The organism is Novosphingobium aerophilum (assembly GCF_014230305.1).
Taxonomy (GTDB): Bacteria; Pseudomonadota; Alphaproteobacteria; order Sphingomonadales; family Sphingomonadaceae; genus Novosphingobium; species Novosphingobium aerophilum.
On the sequence record NZ_JACLAU010000007.1, the window covers coordinates 133330 to 157008 of the forward strand.

Genomic DNA, 23679 nt, shown 5'->3' on the forward strand with positions numbered 1-23679 from the left:
AGGCGTCGGCCACAGCCTCGCGACGCACTGACACCCCCGCAAGGCTGGCGCGGCTCGAGCGCATGCTAGAAGACCTGGCGGACAGGCAGTCCGCCGAGTTCGCCAGGCTGGCCGCCGCGATCGAGCGGCGCGGGGACCCGGCTATGCCAGCAGGGCCCGCAGCGCCCGCACCAAAAGAACGCCCCGCCGCCCTATCGGATCCGGACGAAGTCAAGATCCTGAAGCGCAAGTATCGGCGCGCCCAAGCCGATGCCGTGCGTCTGAAGGAAGAGCTGGCCGAGGCGCAGCGGCAAGACGAAGTCAAGATCCTGAAGCGCAAGTATCGGCGCGCCCAAGCCGATGCCGTGCGTCTGAAGGAAGAGCTGGCCGAGGCGCAGCGGCAACTCGCACAGGCGATGGCCTCGACGGAACCCATGCGCACGCGCATCAGACACGCGGTCAAGCGCAGTCTGGAAAGTATGGCTCGGCAGATTCCGGGTGGCAAGCGCAGGCTGGACCGTAGCCGGCAACGCCGTGAGCTCGCGCTCATCACCTCGTCCGACCTGTTCGACGCGGCATGGTACCTCGATACCTATCCGGATATCGCCGAGGCCGGGCTGGATCCTGCAGCGCATTATCTGAAATCGGGTTGGCAGGAGACCCGCGATCCGGGGCCGGATTTCAGCACCAGCGGTTACCTGAAAGCCAATCGCGACGTGGCGCGAAGCGGGATCAACCCCCTGCTCCACTACATCGAACACGGCATGAGCGAGGGCCGCTCGGTCGGCGTCGGCGTGCGGCCTCAGGTCGCTCGCAGCACCGAAATCTTTGCGCCTCCTGCGCCGTGTGTCCAGTTCGCCTTTGCGCGCGCGGACACCATCCGGTGGCAGCGCAGCCACGCGCTCCTGCGGTCTTGCCCGGATCCGGTAACAGTGGACGGGTTGGCGGTGGGCCGGGCACTGTGCTCCCCCGACGTTTTGGACGCCCTCGCTCAGCGGTTGACGCAGCTGACCGGTTGCACACCGGTCATCGCCGGACCGGTGGCCGAAGCCGGGGCGCCGCCGATCGGGCACGCCACGCCAGAAATGGTCGACGCGTGGTTCTTGCGCCAGACCATGCTCCGCATGAACTGGAGCGGGGTTGGCGGCGAGGCGCGTATCGTTCGAGCGATGCAGTGGACTGCGGCTGGCGGGGTCAGTCTGGTCGGCGAAGGACTGGTGAGCGGGTCGCTGAGCTTCATCGATCTCGAGCTTCGCACGGCTCTGCACCCCCTCCTGCTGATTTTCGCAACGCCTGATGGGATCGTCGTCGGGGCCGACCTGTTGAGCTTCCCGTCGCTCTGCCGCGGCGGTCTGCACCACGCAGAACTGGGACCGCCCTGCGGCACCGAGGCAGGCGGCCATCGGTCGCTGGTCGTCCGCTCACGGGCCCTCGAAGACGCATGGGCGGCGACTGCAGGCGATGACCGTTCGCCCTTGCTGCGCAACCTCCGCATCAACCTTGCGGCGAGCGACGGTGCGGAACCTGTCCTTCAGAACGACCTGCAGTCGTGGCTGGCCGACGTCATGCAGATTGGCCTGGCGGAGCCGATAGGTCCCAGCGATGGCAACCCCAAGGTCGTCGCCTTCCTGGCTGACAAGGCTTGCGCCAGCCCCGTCCATGCCACCGGGCGACGGAGCGCTGCCACTGGCACGCTCGAACTGTCGGCAGATTGCTTTCCTACGATCGGCATCCTGGTTGCCAGCGCCACCGAACATGCTTCGGCCCCATCGGATCAAGTTGCCGTTTCGCTGATCTGCACGACCGAAGATCCGGCGCTTGGCGCTCTTGCGGCGATCCTTCCCCCATGCTGCCCCAACCTCGAGGTTGAAAAGCCCCTTGCGGCAGATCGACTGTGGCCACTCCTGCTGGGCGCCTGCCCGCCGCGCGGAGTGCCGGGAGCAATCCGATGCGACGGGATCGTGCGAGCGGATGCCCGCCTGCTCGAGCCGACAGCACAGAGCGTTGCGCTGCTTGGCGAATCGCCGCGATCAGCGGCTGTGACCCTGGTACTCGCACCAGCCCAGTGGGCAGAGGATGGCCTGGCTGCTGCGATGCTGGCTCTCGCCAGGCAATCTGGCGCAGAGATCGCGGAAGTATGCTGTCTCGGCCAGGCTGAGGCGGGGTCGATGCGACTGATCGAGCTTGCGCTCAACGTGCCGGTACGGTCCGTCTTCGACACGCCCGGAGTCCTGCGCGAACTGCGCACGGAACTGGTTCTCTACCTTGGCACCGGCGTTGTGCTCCACGATCATCGAACGCTTGCGGTCCTGTCGGATCTCGTTCTGCGCAATGGCATCGTCGGAGCCGCTTGTCCGCTGCTAGCCCACTCTCGACAAGGCCGAGACTGGTCGCTAGCGGTAGCAGACGCGGGCACCGCCATCTGCGGGTCTGCCTCGATCGAACTGGCCTCGGAGATTACGCGTCTCTGGGACTCGATCATGCCGGTGGCAACGCTTCCGGACGACCTCTGGCTGGCTCGACGGCAGGCCCTCTCAGGATCGGATCCAGTGCACGGCATGCAGATTCTGACCACGCAATTGACGGCAAGCTACCACGGTTCACGCAATCCGGCCGAGGCGAAGATCGACATCATGCTGCCACCAGCCAGTCAGGCACTCGAGCTGGCGAGGTGGCTGGCGTGAAGCTGGTCGTCCTGATCCCGTCGTCGGACTATCTCGGCAATGCCGGTGCCCGCATTCGCTACGCCCGGATCCGGGAGGAGTGTACCGCGCTGGGAAGCAGTGTGACGCTCATGCCGATCGACGAGTTCGAGGCCGGCGTGACCCCGTGCACCGCCATCCTGATCAGCAAGTGCCATGATGCCCGGGCGGTGGTCAGTGCGATTCGGGCGCGGGAGCACGGCATCCTGGTGGGCGTGGACCTGTTTGACGACTACTTCAGCCAGACGCGCGACAGCCGGATGGCGCGGTACCGCAACTGGCTGGCCCAGCTGGCCCCGCACCTGTCCTTCGCACTCGCCTCCACGGAAACCATGGCTAACGTGGTCCGCTCCTATCGGGCGGACTTACCCGTCCACGTCATGAACGACCCCTCGCCGCCGGTCGACCCCGCCCGAATGGCAGAGATCCTTCACGACAAGCAGCAAGCCTTCCGCGATCGCCAGACCCTGGAGATCTGCTGGTTCGGCATGGGCACCAATCCACACTTCCCGGTGGGAATCCATGATCTGGCGGCGTTTGGCGGCGCGCTGGAAGGCATCGTGCGGCATGGCATTTCTCCACGGGTCACGATCCTGACCAATGCCCATGGCCTGCGCGCCAACGATCTGGCGGCACTGCAGCAATTGCCTGCGCCGGTTAAGGTGGAACCTTGGTCCGAGGCGCGCGAGGCCGAGGTGCTCGAGCGCGCCCACGTAGCCTTCATCCCGGTGAACGCGCAAAGTTTCAGCGTCGCCAAATCGCTGAACCGCGCCTGGACTGCGCTTGTGGCCGGCTGTCAGGTGCTGTCGGCCGGCTTTCCGCTCTACGAAGCGCTCATGCCGATGATCTATCGCAACGTCGATGCCTTGCTGACCGACCTTGCGGAGGACCAGGCCAAGCTGCGGCCGCAGACCATTGCGCAGTTGGCGGCCCTCAACGATGCGGTCGGTTCGGCTGCGCAAGAGGCGGCAAGGCTGCGTGACTTTCTTGTGAGCCTCGCTGCAGACCGGAGCCTGACTTCGGGCGGATTGCTGGCGCTGGTGCACGGCGCCTCAACCAGCGGAGCGGTTCACAAGTTCGCTCAGCGCCACGCCGCGCTGACGATCCGCAGTCCGTTCTGTCCCGCTGAGCTGGGTTACGACATCGTGTTCTGGGGCCGGCATCCTGGGGCCCCGCTGCACATCCTGGTCGGGGAGCGTGCCCGCACCCTGGCAGAACAGCGCGGCTGTTACGTGCTTGTCCCGGCGGGCCGTATTGCGGGCCGCCCGGTCTGGTCGCTCCCGGATTGCCCTCCCGTCGAGGAACTGCCCGGAAACTGGTCCGGAGTCCCGGTAGCCGCCCAGATCGTTGCCTATCCGTCGGTGCTCCGGGCTATCCAGCAGACACTGGCAGCGCTGTTCGGATCGATCGAACTGGTAACGGCCGAGAACTCGGCCTGGCCCTTTGCCCTTCACGCCAGAGCCCAGACATGAACCTGCGCGCCGTTTTTCTGCTTAATCTGGTTCAGGATGTGAACATTCTGCGCCCGCTCGTCCACATGGCACGGGAGTCGCATGGCTACACGCCGGTCCTGCTGATTTCGGCCCAGTTCTTCGGCCGGGATCGGCTGGGCATCTGGCGTAACGAAATCGACGAGATCTGCGCCGCCACGGGGGCGAGCCAGCACGTCTACAACAATGAGTTCGAGGCTTTCGAACACCTTGGCGGGAGCGGGATTATCTTTGCGGGGAGCGAATCCCATCTCCCTGCACACATCACCACGCATAATGTTTTCCGTTACGCGCCAGCGACGTATCTGAGGGTGACGCTGCAGCATGGCTACGAGTGCGTAGGCTTCCGCCATAGTGCAGACCACACGCTTGCGCATGGCCCCACAGCAACCTTTGGCGCCGATCTGATATGCGCATGGTTTGACCGCGAACACCTGACCGCACTGGATCTGAGCCAGGCGGGAAAGGTGGTGGTGACCGGTCCTTCGGCGCTCTTGCAAATGCCGACAGACAGTGTAACGCGCGCGCCTCAGGCGCCTGGGATTGTCTGCGAGAACCTGCATTCCGTGCGCTTACGCATGGCTGGCAACTTCAAGCTGGAGTTCGTCGATGCCTTCGCCACGTTCTGCAATCAGTTGGCCCAGCGCGACCAGCGGGTGGTGCTCCGGCCGCATCCCGGTGGGCAGTATGTGCTGAAGAACAAGGTGCCGCTGCCGCGCAACGCGCTGATCAACAATGCGCCGATGTACAGGCTGGACATGCGGCAGTTCGCCTACGGGATTTCGGCGCCATCGTCGGTGCTGGTCGACATGGTCCTTGCGGGGATCCCGACTGCCGTCTGGACCGACCGCGATGGCGCCATGGATGCCTCCTCTTATGCCGGGCTCCACACGGTCTCAGGGCCTGGCGACTGGCTAGACTTTGCGACTTCGGCACAAGCGGATCCCGCCCCCTACCTCGAGCGGCAGCAACTGTTCCTGAAGCGGAGCGGCATGCCGCTTGATCCGGCGGACGTCTTCGCGCGCTACTCGGAGATCTTCACGGCCGCCAACCGGCTGCGACTTGCCAATCCGGGGGCTGCGCGGGAGCGAGAACGGATCCTGTTTGTTGCCAACGGCAATGTACCGACCCTGCAACTCAGTTTCGAAAAGCCGCTCGCCGCAGCCGTTGCACGCGGCGAACTCGTAACGTGCCTGATTACCGAGCCCGAACTCCGCGCCAACATGGAAACCGGGACACTCGACGCCTGGCTGTCGACCACACTGGCCAGCTTCGATCCCACGCAAATCGTTTTCTGCCGCTACAGTGGCCCAGGCGGCGCGCAGATCATCGACTGGGCGCGGGCTGAACAGGTCCCGGTTCTGTACCATATCGACGACGACCTGCTGGCCATCCCCAAAGATATCGGCGAGCGCAAACACGCCCTGCATAATGCGCCGGAGAGACTTGAGGCGGTCCGCCTTTTGCTCGGTGCAGCCGACCTGGTCTATGTTTCGACCGAAGCGCTGAAAATGCGCCTTGCCGAACAGGTCCCCGACGCTCAGTTGCAGGCTGGAGCGATCTACTGTTCGGGGAACGTGATTCGTCGACCGGTACCGGGGCCGGCGCGAAAGGTCGGGTACATGGCGAGTGCGGATCACGCACACAACCTGACCATGATCATGCCGGCCATCGTATCCCTGCTTGATCGCAACCCGGAAGTGGTCTTCGAGTTGTTTGGCTCGATACCCTGCCCGCCCGAGCTCGAGCGGTTCGGGAAGCGCATCTCCACTGCACCGCCGATCGCCAACTACGAACACTTTCTCCAGGAGTTCGCCCGGCTGGAGTGGGATATCGGAATCTGCCCGCTGACGCCGATCCCGTTCAACCTGATGAAGGCCAACACCAAATGGGTGGAATACACCTCCGCCGGAGCTGCCGTTGTCGCCAGCCGGGGCGGAGTGTACGATGAATGCTGCGCTGACGGCGCAGGGCGACTGGCGGGTACGACGGAAGAATGGCTTGAAGCCCTTGAACTGCTCGTTCGCGACGAAGGCGCCCGCCTGGCGCAGGTCAAGCACGCGCAGCAGAAACTCGAGGAGAGCTACAGCCTGTCGCAATTGCGCGAACAGGTCCTAGCAATCCTTGGCGATTGTCGAAATCGGGCTGCGTTGAGGGCCCCAAGCGCACACCAGCAGGGGATGGTAACCACTGATGCATGAAGTAGCTGTCACCGACCGAATCGTCTTTGCGAACCAGCGGCCGTTCGTCCTGATTGGCGGCATGAACGTGATCGAGGACGACGAGATCGTGATGGAAGTCGCCTCGACCTTTGTCGAGGTCACAACCCACCTACGCATTCCCTATGTTTTCAAGGCGTCGTTCGACAAGGCCAATCGGTCGTCAATAGACTCGTTTCGCGGACCCGGGCTTGAACGGGGTCTGCGCACGCTGGCAGATGTGAAGTCCCGCTTCGGCGTTCCTGTGCTGACTGACGTCCACGAACCACATCAGGCCGCCCCCGCTGCCGAAGTGGCCGACATCATTCAGTTGCCGGCGTTTCTCGCCCGCCAGACCGATCTGGTCGTGGCAATGGGCCGGACGAAGGCCGCGATCAATGTTAAGAAGCCACAGTTCCTCGCGCCGCAGGAAATGGGTCATATCATTCGCAAACTGGCTGAGGCCGGGAACGAGAAGGTGATCCTGTGCGAGCGGGGCAGTTGCTTCGGCTATAACAATCTGGTGGTCGACATGCTCGGCATGGATCAGATGCGCACCATGGCCCCGGTTGTCTTCGATGCCACGCATGCATTGCAGAAGCCGGGCGGCAGGGCCGACGGCGCAGACGGGCGGCGCGGGCAAGCGAGCGCGCTTGCCCGATCAGGTATCGCGCTTGGGATTGCCGGCCTGTTCCTCGAAGCGCACCCGGATCCGGCCAAGGCTTTGTGTGATGGTCCTTGCGCCCTGCCCCTAGCGGCGCTCAACGATTATCTGGTCCAGATTCAGGCAATTGACCGGCTCGTAAAATCCTTCGCCCCTCTGGCAACGGATTGACTGTGAATGCAAACGTGCTGAAGTCATTTTTTCGACACCTCGCCCAACGGAATCCCGACGTGCCCAAGCCTCGCATTCTCCTGTTCGGCGACAGCCACACCTATGCCATTCAGCGCGCCATCGAGCGCCGTAACGCCAAAGGAATTGTCAGTCCGCTTGAAGCGCACCGCTTGCTCAAGACCAAGAACAACCTGGTCATGGGCGATACCTCGTTCGAGGACTTCCTCACCCTGACCGGTGCGCTGCGCGAGAGCGACGTCGTGGTTTCAATGATCGGCGGTAACCAGCACGCGGTGTTCAGCACGATCCAGCACCCCCAGCGGTTCACCTTCATGCTACCAGGCGACGTCTCTGCCGAGCCGGGAGCCGAGCTCATTCCGTATCGGGCCCTGGCCCAGCACTTCAATTCGGGCATCAGGGGCCGCGACGGCCAGTCTCTCGCAGCCTTGCGCGAGGCGACGCGGGCGAGGGTCGTGCATCTTCAGCCGCCGCCGCCGAAGCGCGACAACGACCACATCCTAAAGCACCATGAAAGCAAGTTTGCCCAGGACAACATTGCCGACCTGGGGGTTTCAGCCCCGGAGCTGCGCATGGCATTCTGGCGCTTGCAATCCCGGCTGCTGGAGGAGCTTTGCGTCGAGCTAAACATCGAGGTCCTTCCGCCGCCGCCTGCGGCCTTGGATAGGCACGGATACCTGGCCCCGGAATTCTATGCGAGCGACGCCACCCACGCGAACCCATCCTATGGCGAACTGGTGCTCCAGCAGATCGAGACTAGCTTCGGCCCGGCGGAGGCTACGCGATGAGCCAGCATCCCTACAAATCGCTCCCGGACGAGGCATTCTGGCGCCGTTCAGTAGCCGCACCCGCGCCGGCCGACGTTGATCCAGTCGGCGAGTTCGAACTTCGGATCACGCCGGACACCCGCGTTGCCACCGCAGGGAGCTGCTTCGCGCAACATATCGCGCGTTATCTGAGCAGATCCGGCTACAACTACTACGTGACCGAACTGGGCCACCCGGTGCTGCCGGAAGCGGTCCGCAAGGCCCACAACTATGGGCTTTTCTCGGCGCGCTACGGCAACATCTACACGGCCCGGCAGTTGCTTCAGCTGTGGCAACGCGCGTTCGGGCTTATGTCGCCGACCGAGGACTGCTGGCAGGAAGGCGAAGAATGCTTTCTTGATCCATTCCGCCCCACCACACAGCCGGGCGGCTACGTCTCGCGCGCGGAGCTTGAAGCCGACCGGTCGCAGCACCTCGCTGCGGTGCGCCGGATGTTTGAAACACTCGACGTTTTCGTGTTCACTCTCGGGCTGACCGAAGCGTGGCGATCGATCCAGGACGGTGCGGTCTTTCCCCTGTGCCCCGGCACCGAAGGCGGGACGTTCGATCCGGCACGCCATGAGTTCTATAACCAGACCGTTGATGACGTGATCGCCGACATGGACCAATTCATTACAGCGCTGTTGGCCGTGAACCCGACGGCGCAAGTGATCCTGACAGTGTCCCCGGTGCCGCTGATGGCGACCGCCGAGCCCGGCGCACATGTCCTTGCTTCGACAACCTATTCCAAGTCGGTCCTGCGCGTCGCAGCCGAAACGCTGCGCAAGCGTTTCGCAGCCGTTCATTACTTCCCCTCATATGAGATCATCACCGGAGCATTCAATCGGGGCGCCTACTATGCGGATGATCTGCGCAATGTGCTCGAATCCGGGGTCAACCACGTTATGCGACTGTTCATGACCCATGCGACGGGCGGTGTCGTTGCCCCTGTCCGGCAGTCGGGCGAGGATGTGATTGCCCGCCAACAGCGATTGAGCCAGGAGCTGGTGGACGTCGAATGTGACGAGATCGCGCTCGACCCCGATTGATCCACGCCGCCACCCATCACCGACCGCGCACAATCGAAGGACGCTGGTTTGAATCTGTTCGACATGCTCCGCCGCAAGGACCGCAACCTGGAAGTGTCCGGGCCGGTGGCGATGGCCAAGCACACCTGCGCTGGACAACTTTGGCGCGGTCTAAGCCTAGCGCCCAGCGCAGCCCTCCGAATCCCCGACGTGCGGCGCTTTGCCAGTCTGCGGACCTGGCCAGCCGACTGCGGCTGGATGATCCAGGCTCCGGTCGAAACCGTGGTTGAAGTGTCGTTCCGCGCGCCCGAGCACGACGACCGGGTTGTTGAGCTCACCACTTTCCACGGAGGCTTCCAGCCGCTGGTGCTGCCCTGGCCGAAAGCTCGCGCGGGCAAGCTCGACCTGCATATCAAGGTCATCGGGCAGAGCCCGGAGGCCGCTTTCCTGGCAGTGCATCGGGCGCTGTCTCGCCAGTGGCTGTTCGACAGTTCAACCGGACGTGGAGTCGAGATCGGGCCGGGCGCGCAACCGCAGATCCTGCCCCGAGAAGGGGTCGAGGTCTCCTATCTCGAACAGATGCCGCCCGACGTCTGGAACGCGCTCTACAATGGCGGGGGCAAGTATGTCAGTCGCCCCGAGCTCTGGGACAATTACATCGTCGGCAATGCTCAGGATCTGCCGGTGCCGGATGGTTCGCTTGATTTTCTGTTCGGCAGCCACGTGTTCGAACACCTGGCAAACCCCATCGGACACCTGCGCAACTGGAAGGCCAAAATGCGCCCGGGGGGCAAGGTGATCTGCGTGGTGCCCGACCTTAACGGCACCAAGGATGCGATCCAGCAGCGCAGCTCACTGGCCGAATGGCTGGAGGAGGACGCCGCCTGCACCTGGGCCCCGGTGCTACACCACTATATGCGGCACTTGCGCCGGCCGGCCGACGATGAAGAACTGATCGCGGCGATGAGCCGCAACGAATCGATCCACGTGCACTACTACGACAACATCAATTGCCAGGTCCTGCTGGATTATGCAGTCACAGCGCTTGGCTATTCTGACTATCTGATTGAGCATACGCCTAATCACAAAGACTTCCATTTCATGCTGTTCAATTGAATTCCGGGGTCGGAAATACCATGCAAAGAACTGTGCTGATCACCGGGGGGGCGGGCTTTATCGGCACCCATCTAGCCCGACTTGCGCTTGCGGCGGGCCATCGGGTGCGCATCCTCGACAACCTGTCACCCCAGATCCATGGTGCCGACCCGGATTACCGCCCGCCGGCAGGTGCCGAATTCATGCGGGGTGACGTGGTGTCGAGGGCGGACCTGACGGCGGCCCTGGACGGCGTGGAGGCCGTGGTCCACCTGGCGGCCGAGACTGGGACCGGTCAGTCGATGTATGAAATCGAGCGCTACTACCGAGTCAATGTCCAGGGCACCGCGGTCCTGTTCGACATTCTCGCCAACGGGCCGCACCAGGTCGGGGCGGTCGTGCTGGGCTCGAGCCGCTCGGTCTATGGTGAAGGCGCCTACATCTGTAACGTCTGTTCGCCGGAAGGGCGTCGCTGTTATCCCGAGCCGCGGACGCCGGAGCAGCTTGCCCAGAACCGCTGGTCGCCGAGCTGCCCGGTCTGCGGTGAGCCTGTTGATGCGGTGGCGACCTGCGAGGGTGACCGGCTGTCACCCGCGTCGGTCTATGCGGCCAGCAAGCTGGCGCAGGAAGACCTGGTTCGGGTTAACTGCCGCGCCCTGGGAGTTCAGCCCGTGGTGCTGCGTTTCCAGAACGTGTTTGGCGAAGGCCAGTCGCTCAAGAACCCGTACACCGGGATCCTCTCGATCTTCTCGACCCGGATCAGGCTTGGCCTGTCGCTGCCTATCTTCGAAGACGGCGAGGAGACGCGCGATTTCATCCATGTCGAAGACGTCGCGCAGGCAATCCTCGCTGGTCTGAACCCGCGGCCCGATATCAAGGACACGATCAACGTGGGCAGCGGCGAGGCCACAACCATCATGGCTGTGGCTCGACTGCTCAGCGCCACGCTCGGCGGTACGGTAGAGCCGCATGTCACGGCCCAGTACCGCGTGGGTGACATCCGGCACAACTGGGCCGATGTTGCCCGACTGCGGCAACTGACCGGTGGCGCGCGGATCTCTCTCGAGGAAGGCATTCGGCGCTTTGCCGCCTGGGTGGCGACACAACCGATCCCGCCCGATCTTCTCGAGCAGGCGAATGCGGAATTGAAAGCACGCGGGCTGATGGGCTAGGTGATCGGTGGCAAGGCAAAGCGGGACAGACGCAGGATGACGTTCGCGCACTTGCTGCGGCGCCTGCCGCAGCTTCTGTCGCGCAGGCGGCTTAAGCGGCTGCAAAGCGCATCGAGAGATAAAGGCACGGTCCGCTCCGGGCTGGCAGAGAACGTGAAAGGACATTCAGTGGACGTCACCTCGGGCAATCTCAAGACCAAGTGGCTTGACCTCGACTATGCCGAGGTCGCCTATCGGGGTGAGGTAATGCGGTATGCGACAACGGGCTCGTCGAGCGCGAAGCGGGTCCGCAGCCTGTTCACCAAGGAACCCATCACGCTGGCCTGGATCGACAGCTTCCGCGAGAACGAGGTCCTGTTCGACATTGGCGCGAATGTAGGGATGTACACTGTATATGCTGCCATGATGCGCAAGGCGCGGGTCTATTCCTTCGAGCCTGAGGCACTCAATTATGCCGAGCTCAACAAGAACATCTACCTGAACAATCTACACCACACGTGCCTTGCCTATGGCCTTGCGCTCAGCGATGTCGACAAGACCGACCGGCTGCTGCTGAGCGATTTCGGCTTGGGAATTTCCTATCACGATTTCGAGGAGAACAGCTGGACCGAGGACAAGCAGTTCGCCGAGGATTGGCACGTCAGCAAGGATCATCGGCGTCCGCAGGGGTGCATCGGCCGCCGGGTCGACACGCTGATTGCCGATGGCCTTCCCGTGCCCAACCACATCAAGATCGATGTCGACGGGCTTGAGCACCGGGTCATCGCGGGAATGCTGGAAACGCTGCGCCAGCCTGATCTGCGCACCGTACTCATCGAGATCAACTTCGACAATCCGACGAATCTTGCCATTATCGACCAGCTCGAGGCGATGGGCTGGCGCTATTCGTGGGAACAGCTGCGGATCAATCGGAAGGTCAAGTTCACGATCGACCAGATCAAGGAGTACCAGCGGCGCGGCGTTGGTGGCCTGAACTACATCTTCTTCAAGGAAGATTCGTATGCCGATCTCTTCCAGCGAGTGTTCAACACCTATACCCCCGGCGAAATCATCGACATCAGCGTCTGACCCGATGCCGGCTACCTGCGTCGCCTTCCTGCGGCGCAGATGGCCGGCCGGAAACTGATCTGATCCCGGAAAACTGGATCGCTTTGAGTTAGAGTTTTTCGCCGTAATCTCCCGGGCTGGGAGGAGCGAAGGACGATGAAGGCATCGAGTCACGCTGATGAATCCCGGTGGCGCACCCAGCCCGTCACCGTGACCCTGGCCGGGAAACTCTAACCCGGGGTGGTCCAGAGAATGGTGTCGGATCAACCGTGGCAGGTCACAAACCGGCGGACTCTCGTTATGACCGCGGGACCAGCGAGGGGCAGGTCAGCCAGAAGCCGCTCTAAATCCGAAATTCCGGCTACGCTTCAGCCTAAGTGAAAACGAGTCTAGGGGAAGGTCAGAAGGTCTGCGGCTCGGCCAGCAGCGCCTTGTACTGATCGTAGACCTCATCGAAATCGTCGTATTCCTCGATGGTGCCGTTGCGGAACAACAGGAATCGGTTGCACGTCCCCTTGAGATAACGGTGGCTGTGCGACACGATCAGCATGGCCTTGTCGGCGCGCTTTTCGAACAGCTCGACCTTGCATCGCTCGCGAAATGAGTCGTCCCCGACCGCCATAACCTCGTCGATCAGGTAGCAATCGAAGTCGATCGTCATCGAAATGGCGAAGGCAAGCCGCGCCCGCATACCCGATGAATAGACCCCCACCGGTTCGTAGAGGTATGCCCCCAGCTCAGAGAAGTCCTTCACGAAGGCCAGCCGGTCTTGGAAGTCCACCCCATAGATCCGGCAAATGAACCGCAGGTTGTCGATCCCGGTCAGCTTGGCATGGAATCCGCCGGTGAATGCCAGCGGCCACGACACGCTCATTTCACGCTCGACCGTTCCCGTGGTCGCCTGCTCGGCCCCGCCAATCACTCGCACCAAGGTGGACTTCCCAGCCCCGTTCCGGCCGAGAATGCCAACGTGCTCACCCCGGCGGATAGTTAGGTTGATCCCCTTGAGGATCGTGCGCATCCCGCTGTTGGTGGGATACTGTTTGGTCACATCGGTCAGACGGATCATTCGTAGTCCGCTTCGACGGTCTGCAACCGCACCATTGCAAGGGCAACGAGGCTGAGCACGAGATTGAATACGACAACGTATTCCATGTCGTAGTAGGCCCGCATCTTGGTCCCGAAGTAGCCTTCCCGAATGAACTCGACGCAGTTGAGCATTGGCAGGTAGAGCAGGATCTCGCGTGCCTTCTCGGGCAGGGACTCGACGATGAAGGCCGCCCCGGAAAACGGGAAGAGGAGATAGGAGAACGGGGGCCACAGCTTGTCGACCAGTTCGGACTTCTCCGACAAAGCGCCCAGCACCATGGCCAGACCGGCCCCAAACCAGCCAAGAGTTAGCCAACCACCAAGGAGTTGCAGCGCATCTTCCGGCAGTGCCACCGCATCGAACGCCCAGAAGGCCACCACCAGCAGCACGAAACTAGCGGAGCTGCCGCCGAACTCCAGCAGGATGCGCGATAGGTAGACATCAAGCGGGCGGACTTGCCGATGGAACATCAACGACTTGTTGCCCTTGATCGCATTGATGCAGCGAGCGGGCATATTCCGCCACATCAACATCGATGCGTAGCCGGTGATCGCGAAGGCGGTAATCGGCAGATCGGAACCGTGGATGGTCCGGGTCGCCGTCCACAACGCGGTAACCGCGAGTGTGAACAGCATGGGTTCCAGAAAGAGCCAGAGAAATCCGAGATTGTTCCGCCCATAGCGCGTGAGCATTTCCCGGATGAGGAGCGCGTGCAGCACACGGCCCTGCACCAGAAGCCCGTTAGACGAAGGCGTCGCCTGCGCCGGTTCGACGAGCTTACTGGGCATGCTCTTTGACGCCTGCCAGCAGCATCGACGCGATACCCCAGGCAACGAGGCCTAGTGCGAGGGTCGCCAGGATACCTCGCGCCCGCCGGGGCTCAAGTGGCGCATCGGGGAGGTTGGGCTGCGCGATGCGCTCGACATAGACCTGCTGCCGCCGCGCCTCGTTTCGAGCCTCTTGTAGCGAGGCCAGCGCACTGGTCAGCTGCTTGTTGGCGAACTCTTGCTCGATAAACAGCTTCTGGTACTGGACCGCGCTGGCGGCCAGGGAACGATCGCCCCCGGCGAGCGCGCCCATCTCCTTGCGGATTGCCGACTTCATCGTGGCAAGACGGTTCTCAAGCGAAGGGATCTGGGGGTTCTGCGGGGTGAATGCGCGGAACTGGTTGAGCATGGTCTGGGTCGAGATCACATCATCCTGCAGTTTCGAGATCATCGCCATCTGGGCCGTCGCCTGGATCTGGGGATCGACAACGCCCTCGCGGTTGCGGTAGGCGGCAAGCGCTACAGCCGCGTTCCGCGCCCGCGCCTGGGCATCGTTCACTTCGATCTGGGCAAACTTGATCATGTCCTGCCGGCCACGCTGGTTCATCCGGTTGATCGTCTGTTCGGAAATCTCCAGCAGGCGGACGTTGAAACGATAGGCATCCTGCGGCGAGTAGGCCCGCACCGTGAGCGTGGAGATCGAGGTCGTGGGATCGCTCTCGACCCGCACGCGATTGAGATAATACTTGTAGAGGTCCTCGAACGAGCCCGCGATGCCCAGCGGATCGAAGCGATCGAAGATCGAGATCCGCGACGCGGTAAAGGCGTTGGTAAACTCTCCGCGGCGATTGATGTCCTGCAGCGCGCCGCGAGACTCCACGAACGATTTCGCCGCGAATGCTTCCTCGTTGGCGTTGGAGAAGCCGGCCGAAGCCAAAACAAGCCCTAGTCCGGTGGCGGCTGGCTTCTCCGGACTACGAACAACGTAACGCGACTCCGAAATGTACACGTCCGAAGCGACAAGACCGAAATAAACAATTGCAGCCAGCGTGGGGAAAACGACGAGGAACAAAAACAGTCCGTCAAAGCGCCGAAATCGTGTAGAGAGCCGGAATACCATGTCGCTCTTGGTCTTTACCAATTGATCCAGAGGGCCACCGCAGCAGCGGGTGCCCTCATTGGCCGCTAGCCGTCCGTTTGGCAATGCCAAACGGACCGCAACGCCTCCGCAACCAAGCCGAAACGAAAGAACTCGGGTTCCATGCCACCTCGCTCCCGCTCAGCCGAGACGCAGCCGGTACGCAATGTAGTCCGCTGCAAATCGCGCTGCCCGGGCCAGCCCGCCCGGCTGCCGTGTCAGCTGGCCCAGCAAGGGCCAGAAATCATGGAACGCCGGTCCCTTGTGATCCAGCGTCGTGTACACGTCCCAGAACGCGTCGACGCCGATCGCGGCGGGCATGTTGAACACACCGTGGAAACCGAAGCTTGGCTGGACGTCATGCTCCCGCTCGTATGAGAACCGGGCAGCCGTAGTCGGATCGGCGAAGCGGATGTCATGGAGTTGCTCGAGCTGGTCCCGATTGTCCCGGCAGATTGCCAGGTCCTCGGGATGGACCTCGTCGATGGCAAGATTAGCCAAGACTAACAGAAGCCGGCGGCTACGCAAAGAGAACCCGCCATTGCCCACGCGATGGTCGTGGAACTGGGGCCAGACCGCGCCGATGTAATCATGCTCAAGAAAACGCGGGGTCCATGCCTCGGGGTCAAGGATGAAGCCATCCCACTGCACGACCAGACAGTGACTGGTGTGGATCTCCCGCCCGAGGCCCTTGAGCATGAACCGCGAATAGTCAGCAGCATCGCGCATTGGAGCAACCTGGACGTGCCGCAAGCGGGAATCGAGCTCGCGCGGCTCGCTGTCGGAGAACAGGATCGCATCGCCAAACGTTGCCAGGTCGAGGCAGCGGACAAGCGCCCGGAGGGTTGCCTCGCGATTTATCGACGTGGCTGCGCACAGGGTGATCTCAGGCAAGGCCAAGCGCGGCACGGCTTATACCGCTAGCACGAACTGATCGGAAAATCGGCTGAGCCGAGGGTGATGGAACCGATCGATTATCGTATCGGTATGCCACTTCCGTTTCAAGGCCGCCAACTCTCCCGCGAACCTAGCGCGGCTCACCGGATCACGATCCAGTCCGCGCGATTTCGATTCGTGATGGATCAGTCGGGCGCGCGGTTCGTAGTAACTGGCCCAGCCCTTGGCATTCAGCTTAAGGCACAGGTCAACGTCGTTGAAGGCAACCGGGAAGTCCCGTTCATCCAGCCCGCCGACCGCCAGGAACTTCGATCGTTCCACGACCAGGCAGGCACCCGTGACGGCACTCACGAACTGCGGATAGCAGTGACGGCCGAAATAGCCGGAGGCGGCAGACGGCAGCCCACGGTGCGCATGCGCCGCTCCGCCGCCGACCCCCAAGACTACGCCGGCATGCTGGATTGTGCCATCGGCGTAAAGCAACTGTGCGCCCGCAGCGCCAACGTCAGCGCGCTGCGCCGCCGCAACCAGCCACGCCAGCCAGTCAGCATCCGGCATCTCGACATCGTTGTTGAGCAGGCACAGCAGATCCCCGCTCGCATGCTCGACAGCGCGATTGTTGAGACGGGAGAAGTTGAAGGGCCCGGTATCACGCAACACGATAGCGCCATCCGCCGCAGCGCGATCCAGCCGGTCCAGGGCCGTGCGTTCGCTGGACCCATTGTCGACGATGATAAGTTCGACATCGGGCCAGGCGACACGCTCCACCCCGGCCAAACACCCCGACAGCAGCGCCGCCTGGTCGCGGGTCGGGATAATGATCGACACTCGGACGGGGTCCATCCGCGGCAGTTGCGTCGACAAGGGCTGCGGCTCCGGTCGGGCGCGCCGGTGATGCAGCACCACCGGAACATGCACGGGCTCGGCTGTCCCGCGCTGGATGGCACCGCGCAGGGCGCAGTTCAGCCCCTGCGGCAACAGATCAGCAACCGGCTCCCAGCGCCACGCCGCGGCGCCCGAGACATAATCGACATAGCGGAAGAGTTCGCTGTTCCATTGCGGCTTGAAATGAGGGGCAACGCATTCGCCCGTCGGATCGACAAGATCATCGTCGGCATAGACCACCGCGGCACCCGACTGCGCCGCGACGGCCCCATAGTGCAGGGCCGCACCCGGAGCAAAGCGATCGCCGCAAGCGATCGGACAGATCCAGCCGATCCCCCGCGACGCCAGGGCACCGGATAGCTGCGCAAGGCTGGGGATGTTGCCCATCCCGTGACCAGCTGCCGATGGTGGCGCCTGACCCACGACGATGGCATCGGCAAAGCCCGCCGCCCCCAGGGACTCCACTGTGGCAAACCAGCCGTCACGTCCGGCAGAGCAATCGATCACCGCGCATATGGGAATTGCGGGGCCCTGCGGCATTGCAGCTGAGGGACCGAACGCCGTTGCCAACCGGTACGCATGCAGAGAGGAACCGATCAGGGGCTCGATCCGGCTGCGAGCCCGGACATGTCGTCCAGTCAGATGCCACCACATGCCGGCGAGCCACTGACGAGGGTTTGACGCCAGTGCGTGGCGATGCACGCGCAGGGTCAGCCCAGCACGAACGAGCTTCGGCCAACCACCACACTGCGGCGCTGGCTCAGGCAATGCCGCGTTCGGCAAGAATGCGCTCGATATGAGGCACATCCGAAGGATTGTTGAGCTCGATCGCGTCCCATGCCAGAGGATCAAGCCGCACCACCGACACGGCTAGGCCCATGTCGAGGAAGCGCAGCTGTTCAAGTCCTTCGAGCAGCTCGAGCTTGGCTGCGGGGGCAGCGCGATACCGGGCCAGAGCACTTGGGCGATAGGCGTACATCCCCAGGTGGAGATGCACCTCAGCATACGCTTCCTCCGCTGCCGCTGCAGGAATGTAAGGTAGAACCCGTTTCGAAAAGTAGAGTGCGCGGTCGCGGCTGTCGATCACGGCTGTGGTCCCACCCACCCGACCAGCCAACTGATCGGTGATAAGGTGCTGATAGACCGACCGCGAGGCCCGGACGGCAGGGGTAGCCATAGCCGCCTCGGGATCTTCGGCCAGCCGGGAAACCAGCTCAGCCACGATTCCCGCAGGCGAGAGCGGCGCATCGCCCTGTAAATTGACAATCACGTCCGCGGGGGCTCCGATCCGCTCGATCACATCGGCACAGCGCTCGGTTCCATTGGCACAATCCGGCGCGGTCATGACGACTTCGCCTCCGAACCGCCGGACTTCCTCGGCAATTCGCTCGTCGTCGGTCGCAACGAGCACGGCGGTTGCCCCAGCAGTCGACGTTGCGCACTCCCAACTGCGCTGGATCAAAGACTTGGTCTCGCCGGTCGCCCCCCGCAACGGAACCAGAGGCTTGCCCGGGTAGCGGGCCGACGCATAACGGGCCGGGATGACGACGGCGAACGAAAGATCCACGCTGGTCTCCGCCAATAACTAGCCGAGGCCAAGCCGGAGAAAGTCGTGCAAGTGCACGATTCCAACCGGTTTACGATGATCGCTTTGCGCGGCCTCGTCGAGAACAAACGCACAGGTGATCTTCATTTCGTTGAAGAAATGCAGTGCATCCTCCGCGATGTGCCCCGCATCGATGGTTTTGGGATGCGCCGTCATGACCTCTGCCGCCGCGGCATTGGCCAGCCCATGGAAATGCCGGCGCAGGTCGCCATCGGTGATCACTCCGATCAACACGCCGTCACCATCCACCACGCCGGCAATGCCGAAGCCCATCGACGTCATGATAGTAAGAACTTCGCTCATCGGAGTGGCTTCAGTCACCAGCGGCAGCCGTTCCGGCGGATGCATGATCTCGCGCACCTCGGCTAGCCGCAGTCCGATCGAGCCGCCGGGATGCAAGACCTTCATGCCGTCCCTGGTAAAGCCACGCAGATCCATCACGGCCATGGCAATGGCATCACAAAAGGCCAGCTGCATTGTCGTTGAGGTGGTGGGGGCGATATTGGCCGGGCAGGCCTCGCGCACGCTGGGCAGGCATAGCCGTACGTCGGCCTGGTCGAGCAGATAGGACGTCGAGTTCGAGGCGATGCCGATCACCGGGATGCCAAGCTTGCGCGAATAAGTCAGGATTGCGCGCAGTTCCGCCGTGTTGCCAGAATTCGAGATCACTACGGCCACATCACCCGGCACAAGCATGCCCAGATCGCCATGTGCCGCCTCTGCCGGGTGGATGTAGGTGGCTGGTGTTCCTGTTGCAGCGAGCGTCGCAGCGAACTTGCGTCCTATCTGGCCCGACTTGCCCATGCCGCTGACCACAGTGCGCCCCTTGGCACGATATACCAGCTGGCACGCTGCCTCGAACGACCCATCCAGGCAATCTGCGAGGGTGGCGAGCGCCTCGGCCTCCATGCGGATAACTTCGCTACCACGGCCCACGAGGTCGATCGCGGGCCCGACAGGGGACATATAACTTAGAACCATCGAAAAACACTGCCTCGGGCGAAAACCAGCTGCCCCGTAGCGATGTTAGTACAGCAAGACCATATCCGCAATGATCGCTTTCGACAGCTGGATATGGTCCGCTTGCGAACAATTGCGGGCTGCCAAAACCGCAGGCGCGAGCACGCAGCGATGTTCGAGGGACGCTACAGAGCCCTTGCGGATGTGCAAGCGCAAAAATATAGGCATGTGAGCAAAGGCGAACGTCAGCCCGAAATCGAGGTCTTCTTTCATGCTTTTCAAGACGTTCGACATCCCGAACCTGATCGAGATAACTTGCCGGAGGCACGGCGACGAACGCGGCTACTTCGCCGAGGTTTTCCGTCAGCGCGATTTCGAGACACATGCCGGCCCTATCGTGTTCGTCCAAGAAAACGAATCGCTCAGCGCCAAGGTCGGCACGGTCCGTGGACTGCACTTCCAGACCGATCCGCATGCCCAAGGAAAACTGGTGCGCTGCACGGCCGGGGCGATCTTCGATGCCGCGGTCGATCTGCGGCGCGGCTCGCCGACCTACGGCCAGTGGGCCGCGGTCGAGCTCAGCCCGGCCAAAGGCAACCTGTTCTGGATTCCCGCCGGTTTCGCCCACGGTTTTTGCACGCTCGAACCCGACACGGTGGTGAACTACAAGGTAACCTCCTACTATGCCCCGGAATGCGACAAGGGAGTCCGATGGGACGATCCGGCCATCGCGATCGACTGGCCATCCGTGGCAGACCCGGATACGCTCTCGGCCAAGGACCGGATCCAGCCGCTGCTGGCCGAGCTGCCGGTCTGCTTTTCGATGACGGATTCCTGAACTAGGGTTCAATTCATGCGTGTGATTGTTACCGGCGGTGCCGGCTTCATCGGCTCGGCGCTTGTCCGCCACCTCGTGCTCGACAAGGGCTACGAGGTCCTCAACATCGACAAGCTGACCTACGCGGGCAACCTCGCCTCGCTGTCAGCCGTCGAGGGGCGCAACGGATACTCCTTCCTCCAGGCGGACATCTGCGACCGCGCCGCGATGGAGCAGGCCGTTGCCCAGTTCCGGCCGGACCGCATCATGCACCTGGCGGCCGAGAGCCATGTCGACCGTTCGATCACGGGGGCAGCCGAATTCATCCAGACCAACGTGATCGGTACCTTCACCCTGCTCGAGGTGGCGCGCGGGTACTGGTCGGGGCTCGAGGGTGCGGCGAAGGAAGCGTTCCGCTTCCTCCATGTCTCGACCGACGAGGTCTATGGCTCGCTCGGCGAGGACGGCCTGTTCACCGAGACCACCCCCTACGACCCTTCCTCGCCCTATTCCGCCTCCAAGGCCTCGTCCGACCACCTGGCCAAGGCGTGGCACCGCACCTACGGCCTGCCGGTGGTCGTCTCGAACTGCTCGAACAATTACGGCCCGTTCCACTTCCCCGAGAAGCTCATCCCGCTGACCATCCTGAATGCCCTCGCGGGACGGCCGCTGCCGGTCTATGGCAAAGGTGAGAACGTGCGCGACTGGCTCTATGTCGAAGACCACGCCCGCGCCCTGGACTTGATCGTGGCGACGGGCCAGCCCGGCGAGACCTACAACGTGGGCGGACGCAACGAACGGCGCAATATCGATGTGGTCCGGCGGATCTGCACGGTGCTGGACCAGCTGGTCCCGGCGGAGCGGCCGCGCGAAGAGCTGATCGCCTTCGTCACCGATCGCCCCGGGCACGATGCCCGCTACGCGATCGACGCGACGCGGCTCGAGACCGAGCTGGGCTGGCGCGCTCAGGAGGACTTCGACAGCGGCATCGAAAAGACTGTGCGCTGGTATCTGGACAATGAATGGTGGTGGCGTCCGCTGCGTGAGCGCTACGACGGCGAGCGGCTCGGTCTGGCCGAGCCGGCCAAGGGCTGACATCCGGCATGCGGATCGCGGTAACGGGAAACGTCGGCCAGGTGGTGCAGAGCCTGGTCGAGCGCGGCATGGCCGCGGGCCATGTGGTGCTGCCGGTTGGACGGCCACAGCTCGATCTCGCGCAGGGTGATCCAGAGGCCGTGCTGCGCGCACTGGACCTGGCCCAGCCCGACGCGATCGTATCGGCGGCCGCTTACACCGCGGTCGATAAGGCGGAGTCCGAGCCCGACCTGGCCCATGCGATCAACGCCACCGGTGCGGGCCATGTCGCCCGGGCTGCAGCCCGGCTGGGCGTGCCGCTGGTGCACCTGTCGACCGACTATGTCTTTGCCGGCGACGGCGCGCGCGCCTATCGGGAAGACGATCCGACCGGCCCGACCGGAGTCTACGGTGCCTCCAAACTCGCCGGCGAGCAGGCCGTGCTGGCCGCCTGCCCCAACAGTGCTGTCCTGCGCACCGCCTGGGTCTACAGCCCGTTCGGGGCCAATTTCGTCAAGACCATGCTCCGGCTGGCAGACAGCCGTGAGGAGCTGGGCGTGGTGGCCGACCAGTGGGGCAATCCGACCTGCGCGCTGGACATCGCCGATGGCGTGCTGACCGTGCTCGCCAACCTCGCCAGTTCATCCACGCCGGAGCAGCGAGGCGTGTTCCACATGACCGGGGCCGGTGAAACCAACTGGGCCCACTTCGCCGCAGCCATCTTCGCCGCATCGGCTGAACGCGGAGGACCCACCGCCCGGGTCAACCCGATCACCACCGCCGATTACCCAACGCCCGCTCGCCGCCCGGCCAATTCCCGGCTTGACGGCACCAAGCTGGCCCAGATCCACGGGGTGCGCCTGCCAGACTGGCAGGTCTCCACAGCACAGGTCGTCGCCCGGCTGCTGACGCCCCCCTCTTGAAGCAGGAAGACCATCCGATGAAGGGCATCATTCTCGCCGGCGGCAGCGGCACCCGGCTCTACCCCATGACCATGGCGGCGTCGAAGCAGCTAATGCCGGTCTATGACAAGCCGATGATCTACTACCCGCTGTCCACCCTGATGCTGGCAGGCATTCGCGAGGTGCTGATCATCACCACACCGCATGATGCCCCGGCCTTCCACAACCTGCTGGGCGATGGCAGGCAATGGGGCATGCAGTTGCACTATGCCGTGCAGCCCGAACCCAAGGGCCTGGCCCAGGCCTACACCATAGGTGCGGACTTCGTTGCCGGTGGCCCGAGCTGCCTGGTGCTGGGCGATAACATATTCTTCGGCCACGGCATGCCCGAAGTGCTCGCCTCCGCTGCGGCGCGGCCCAGCGGCGCCAGCGTTTTCGCCTATCGCGTCGCCGATCCGGAACGCTACGGCGTGGTGGAATTCGACAGGGAAATGCGGGCACTCTCGATCGAGGAAAAGCCGGTCCAGCCACGCTCGCACTGGGCCGTGACCGGACTGTACTTCTACGATGCGCAGGTCGTCGACATCGCCGCCAATCTCCAGCCCTCAGCCCGCGGCGAGCTGGAGATCACCGACGTCAATCGCGTCTACCTGGAACGTGGCCAACTCAATGTCGAGGTGATGGGCCGCGGCTATGCCTGGCTCGACACCGGCACGCCCGACAGCCTGCTCGAGGCCGCCGAGTTCGTCTCCACCCTGGAACGGCGCCAGGGCATGAAGATCGCCTGTCCGGAAGAGATCGCCTTCAAGCGGGGGTTCATCGACAACGCGGGGCTGGAACGCTGCATCGCGCGACATGGCAAGAGCGACTATGCCGGCTACCTGAGGCAACTGATGAACGAAGGCAGCTAGGCGGCGAGGACAGGCTCAGAGGTGCGATGAACGACCTGGAGGGATGGGAGGCCGACGTTAGTCTCAAACGCGCAAAGGCCGCCCACAACTCTTTCGCACACCCGCAAAATGGCACATCGTTAGAGCTATCGTCGTCCCGGGCTTGTGTGGACGAGATGTGCTTTATTGGTTGCATCGGCCGGGATGCGCATCCCGGCCGATGCGGGCAGGAGGCCGATGTATCGGACTGGTTGCACAGCCGAGGTCAAGCAAGGCCCTGTCC

The 23679-nt window shown here is 63.2% G+C and carries 21 protein-coding genes; 13 read left to right on the forward strand and 8 right to left on the reverse strand.

What is annotated here, in order from left to right:
* Positions 1-62: 62 nt before the first annotated feature.
* The 9 genes from H7F49_RS07455 to H7F49_RS19505 are packed head-to-tail and all read left to right on the forward strand — an operon-like array spanning position 63 to position 12391.
* Entirely contained in the window at positions 63-2663 is a 2601-nt protein-coding gene (locus tag H7F49_RS07455) for a hypothetical protein (protein ID WP_185682938.1), read from the forward strand.
* Positions 2660-4153 carry a hypothetical protein gene (locus H7F49_RS07460; protein ID WP_185682939.1) on the forward strand — a complete coding sequence of 498 codons (1494 nt, stop codon included), beginning with the start codon at positions 2660-2662 and terminating at the stop codon, positions 4151-4153. The genes H7F49_RS07455 and H7F49_RS07460 overlap by 4 nt, the downstream gene beginning before the upstream one ends.
* Positions 4150-6372 (forward strand): glycosyltransferase family protein, encoded by a 2223-nt coding sequence (locus H7F49_RS07465; protein WP_185682940.1) that lies wholly within the window; start codon positions 4150-4152, stop codon positions 6370-6372. The genes H7F49_RS07460 and H7F49_RS07465 overlap by 4 nt, the downstream gene beginning before the upstream one ends.
* Complete coding sequence (gene kdsA, locus H7F49_RS07470) at positions 6365-7204, forward strand: 3-deoxy-8-phosphooctulonate synthase (protein ID WP_185682941.1); 840 nt, start codon at positions 6365-6367, stop codon at positions 7202-7204. Before H7F49_RS07465 ends, kdsA begins: the two co-directional genes overlap by 8 nt.
* Positions 7205-7218: 14 nt before the next feature.
* Entirely contained in the window at positions 7219-8010 is a 792-nt protein-coding gene (locus tag H7F49_RS07475; RefSeq protein ID WP_185682942.1) for a hypothetical protein, read from the forward strand.
* The gene (locus H7F49_RS07480; RefSeq protein ID WP_185682943.1) at positions 8007-9077 is read left to right on the forward strand and encodes a GSCFA domain-containing protein; all 1071 of its coding nucleotides are present in this window, start codon (positions 8007-8009) and stop codon (positions 9075-9077) included. The genes H7F49_RS07475 and H7F49_RS07480 overlap by 4 nt, the downstream gene beginning before the upstream one ends.
* A 48-nt stretch (positions 9078-9125) precedes the next feature.
* Positions 9126-10172, forward strand: a complete 1047-nt coding sequence (locus H7F49_RS07485; protein ID WP_185682944.1) for a class I SAM-dependent methyltransferase — start codon at positions 9126-9128, stop codon at positions 10170-10172.
* Between the two features lie 20 nt (positions 10173-10192).
* Positions 10193-11323 carry an NAD-dependent epimerase/dehydratase family protein gene (locus H7F49_RS07490; RefSeq protein WP_185682945.1) on the forward strand — a complete coding sequence of 377 codons (1131 nt, stop codon included), beginning with the start codon at positions 10193-10195 and terminating at the stop codon, positions 11321-11323.
* The gene (locus tag H7F49_RS19505; protein WP_185682946.1) at positions 11324-12391 is read left to right on the forward strand and encodes an FkbM family methyltransferase; all 1068 of its coding nucleotides are present in this window, start codon (positions 11324-11326) and stop codon (positions 12389-12391) included.
* Between the two features lie 379 nt (positions 12392-12770).
* Here H7F49_RS19505 and H7F49_RS07500 read toward each other — a convergent pair whose 3' ends face one another.
* The 8 genes from H7F49_RS07500 to H7F49_RS07535 all read right to left on the reverse strand — a co-directional run bounded on the left by H7F49_RS07500 (position 12771) and on the right by H7F49_RS07535 (position 19986).
* Positions 12771-13439: an ABC transporter ATP-binding protein gene (locus H7F49_RS07500; protein ID WP_185682947.1), complete on the reverse strand. Its 669-nt coding sequence runs from the start codon at positions 13437-13439 to the stop codon at positions 12771-12773.
* Positions 13436-14248: an ABC transporter permease gene (locus H7F49_RS07505; RefSeq protein ID WP_185682948.1), complete on the reverse strand. Its 813-nt coding sequence runs from the start codon at positions 14246-14248 to the stop codon at positions 13436-13438. The genes H7F49_RS07500 and H7F49_RS07505 overlap by 4 nt, the downstream gene beginning before the upstream one ends.
* The gene (locus H7F49_RS07510; RefSeq protein WP_185682949.1) at positions 14238-15347 is read right to left on the reverse strand and encodes a hypothetical protein; all 1110 of its coding nucleotides are present in this window, start codon (positions 15345-15347) and stop codon (positions 14238-14240) included. Before H7F49_RS07510 ends, H7F49_RS07505 begins: the two co-directional genes overlap by 11 nt.
* A gap of 159 nt (positions 15348-15506) precedes the next feature.
* Positions 15507-16259 carry a DUF5672 family protein gene (locus H7F49_RS07515; protein WP_235981989.1) on the reverse strand — a complete coding sequence of 251 codons (753 nt, stop codon included), beginning with the start codon at positions 16257-16259 and terminating at the stop codon, positions 15507-15509.
* Between the two features lie 18 nt (positions 16260-16277).
* Positions 16278-17654, reverse strand: a complete 1377-nt coding sequence (locus H7F49_RS07520; protein ID WP_328806590.1) for a glycosyltransferase family 2 protein — start codon at positions 17652-17654, stop codon at positions 16278-16280.
* 253 nt (positions 17655-17907) lie between these two features.
* Positions 17908-18714: a 3-deoxy-manno-octulosonate cytidylyltransferase gene (gene kdsB / locus H7F49_RS07525; protein ID WP_185682951.1), complete on the reverse strand. Its 807-nt coding sequence runs from the start codon at positions 18712-18714 to the stop codon at positions 17908-17910.
* 18 nt (positions 18715-18732) lie between these two features.
* Positions 18733-19662 (reverse strand): KpsF/GutQ family sugar-phosphate isomerase, encoded by a 930-nt coding sequence (locus H7F49_RS07530; RefSeq protein ID WP_235981990.1) that lies wholly within the window; start codon positions 19660-19662, stop codon positions 18733-18735.
* Between the two features lie 117 nt (positions 19663-19779).
* Positions 19780-19986: a hypothetical protein gene (locus tag H7F49_RS07535; protein ID WP_185682953.1), complete on the reverse strand. Its 207-nt coding sequence runs from the start codon at positions 19984-19986 to the stop codon at positions 19780-19782.
* Here H7F49_RS07535 and rfbC point away from each other — a divergent pair.
* Genes rfbC through rfbA form a run of 4 tightly spaced genes read left to right on the forward strand, consistent with a single transcriptional unit; the run spans position 19985 to position 23417 of the window.
* Positions 19985-20551 carry a dTDP-4-dehydrorhamnose 3,5-epimerase gene (gene rfbC / locus H7F49_RS07540; protein ID WP_185682954.1) on the forward strand — a complete coding sequence of 189 codons (567 nt, stop codon included), beginning with the start codon at positions 19985-19987 and terminating at the stop codon, positions 20549-20551. The genes H7F49_RS07535 and rfbC overlap by 2 nt on opposite strands.
* Before the next feature lie 15 nt (positions 20552-20566).
* On the forward strand, positions 20567-21625 hold the full coding sequence (rfbB, locus tag H7F49_RS07545; protein ID WP_185682955.1) for a dTDP-glucose 4,6-dehydratase: 1059 nt from the start codon (positions 20567-20569) through the stop codon (positions 21623-21625).
* A gap of 8 nt (positions 21626-21633) precedes the next feature.
* Positions 21634-22527 (forward strand): dTDP-4-dehydrorhamnose reductase, encoded by an 894-nt coding sequence (gene rfbD / locus H7F49_RS07550; protein WP_185682956.1) that lies wholly within the window; start codon positions 21634-21636, stop codon positions 22525-22527.
* A 17-nt stretch (positions 22528-22544) separates the two neighbouring features.
* On the forward strand, positions 22545-23417 hold the full coding sequence (gene rfbA / locus H7F49_RS07555) for a glucose-1-phosphate thymidylyltransferase RfbA (RefSeq protein ID WP_185682957.1): 873 nt from the start codon (positions 22545-22547) through the stop codon (positions 23415-23417).
* Positions 23418-23679: the final 262 nt, after the last annotated feature.

Coding starts and splice junctions, on each gene's coding strand:
- rfbA (WP_185682957.1), top strand. CDS start 22,545: ATGAAGGGCATCATTCTCGCCGGCGGCAGCGGCACCCGGCTCTACCCC.
- H7F49_RS07505 (WP_185682948.1), bottom strand. CDS start 14,248: ATGCCCAGTAAGCTCGTCGAACCGGCGCAGGCGACGCCTTCGTCTAAC.
- H7F49_RS07530 (WP_235981990.1), bottom strand. CDS start 19,662: ATGGAGGCCGAGGCGCTCGCCACCCTCGCAGATTGCCTGGATGGGTCG.
- H7F49_RS07510 (WP_185682949.1), bottom strand. CDS start 15,347: ATGGTATTCCGGCTCTCTACACGATTTCGGCGCTTTGACGGACTGTTT.
- H7F49_RS07465 (WP_185682940.1), top strand. CDS start 4,150: ATGAACCTGCGCGCCGTTTTTCTGCTTAATCTGGTTCAGGATGTGAAC.
- H7F49_RS07535 (WP_185682953.1), bottom strand. CDS start 19,986: ATGAAAGAAGACCTCGATTTCGGGCTGACGTTCGCCTTTGCTCACATG.
- kdsA (WP_185682941.1), top strand. CDS start 6,365: ATGCATGAAGTAGCTGTCACCGACCGAATCGTCTTTGCGAACCAGCGG.
- H7F49_RS07490 (WP_185682945.1), top strand. CDS start 10,193: ATGCAAAGAACTGTGCTGATCACCGGGGGGGCGGGCTTTATCGGCACC.
- rfbC (WP_185682954.1), top strand. CDS start 19,985: ATGCTTTTCAAGACGTTCGACATCCCGAACCTGATCGAGATAACTTGC.
- H7F49_RS07455 (WP_185682938.1), top strand. CDS start 63: ATGCTAGAAGACCTGGCGGACAGGCAGTCCGCCGAGTTCGCCAGGCTG.
- H7F49_RS07480 (WP_185682943.1), top strand. CDS start 8,007: ATGAGCCAGCATCCCTACAAATCGCTCCCGGACGAGGCATTCTGGCGC.
- rfbD (WP_185682956.1), top strand. CDS start 21,634: ATGCGGATCGCGGTAACGGGAAACGTCGGCCAGGTGGTGCAGAGCCTG.
- H7F49_RS07500 (WP_185682947.1), bottom strand. CDS start 13,439: ATGATCCGTCTGACCGATGTGACCAAACAGTATCCCACCAACAGCGGG.
- rfbB (WP_185682955.1), top strand. CDS start 20,567: ATGCGTGTGATTGTTACCGGCGGTGCCGGCTTCATCGGCTCGGCGCTT.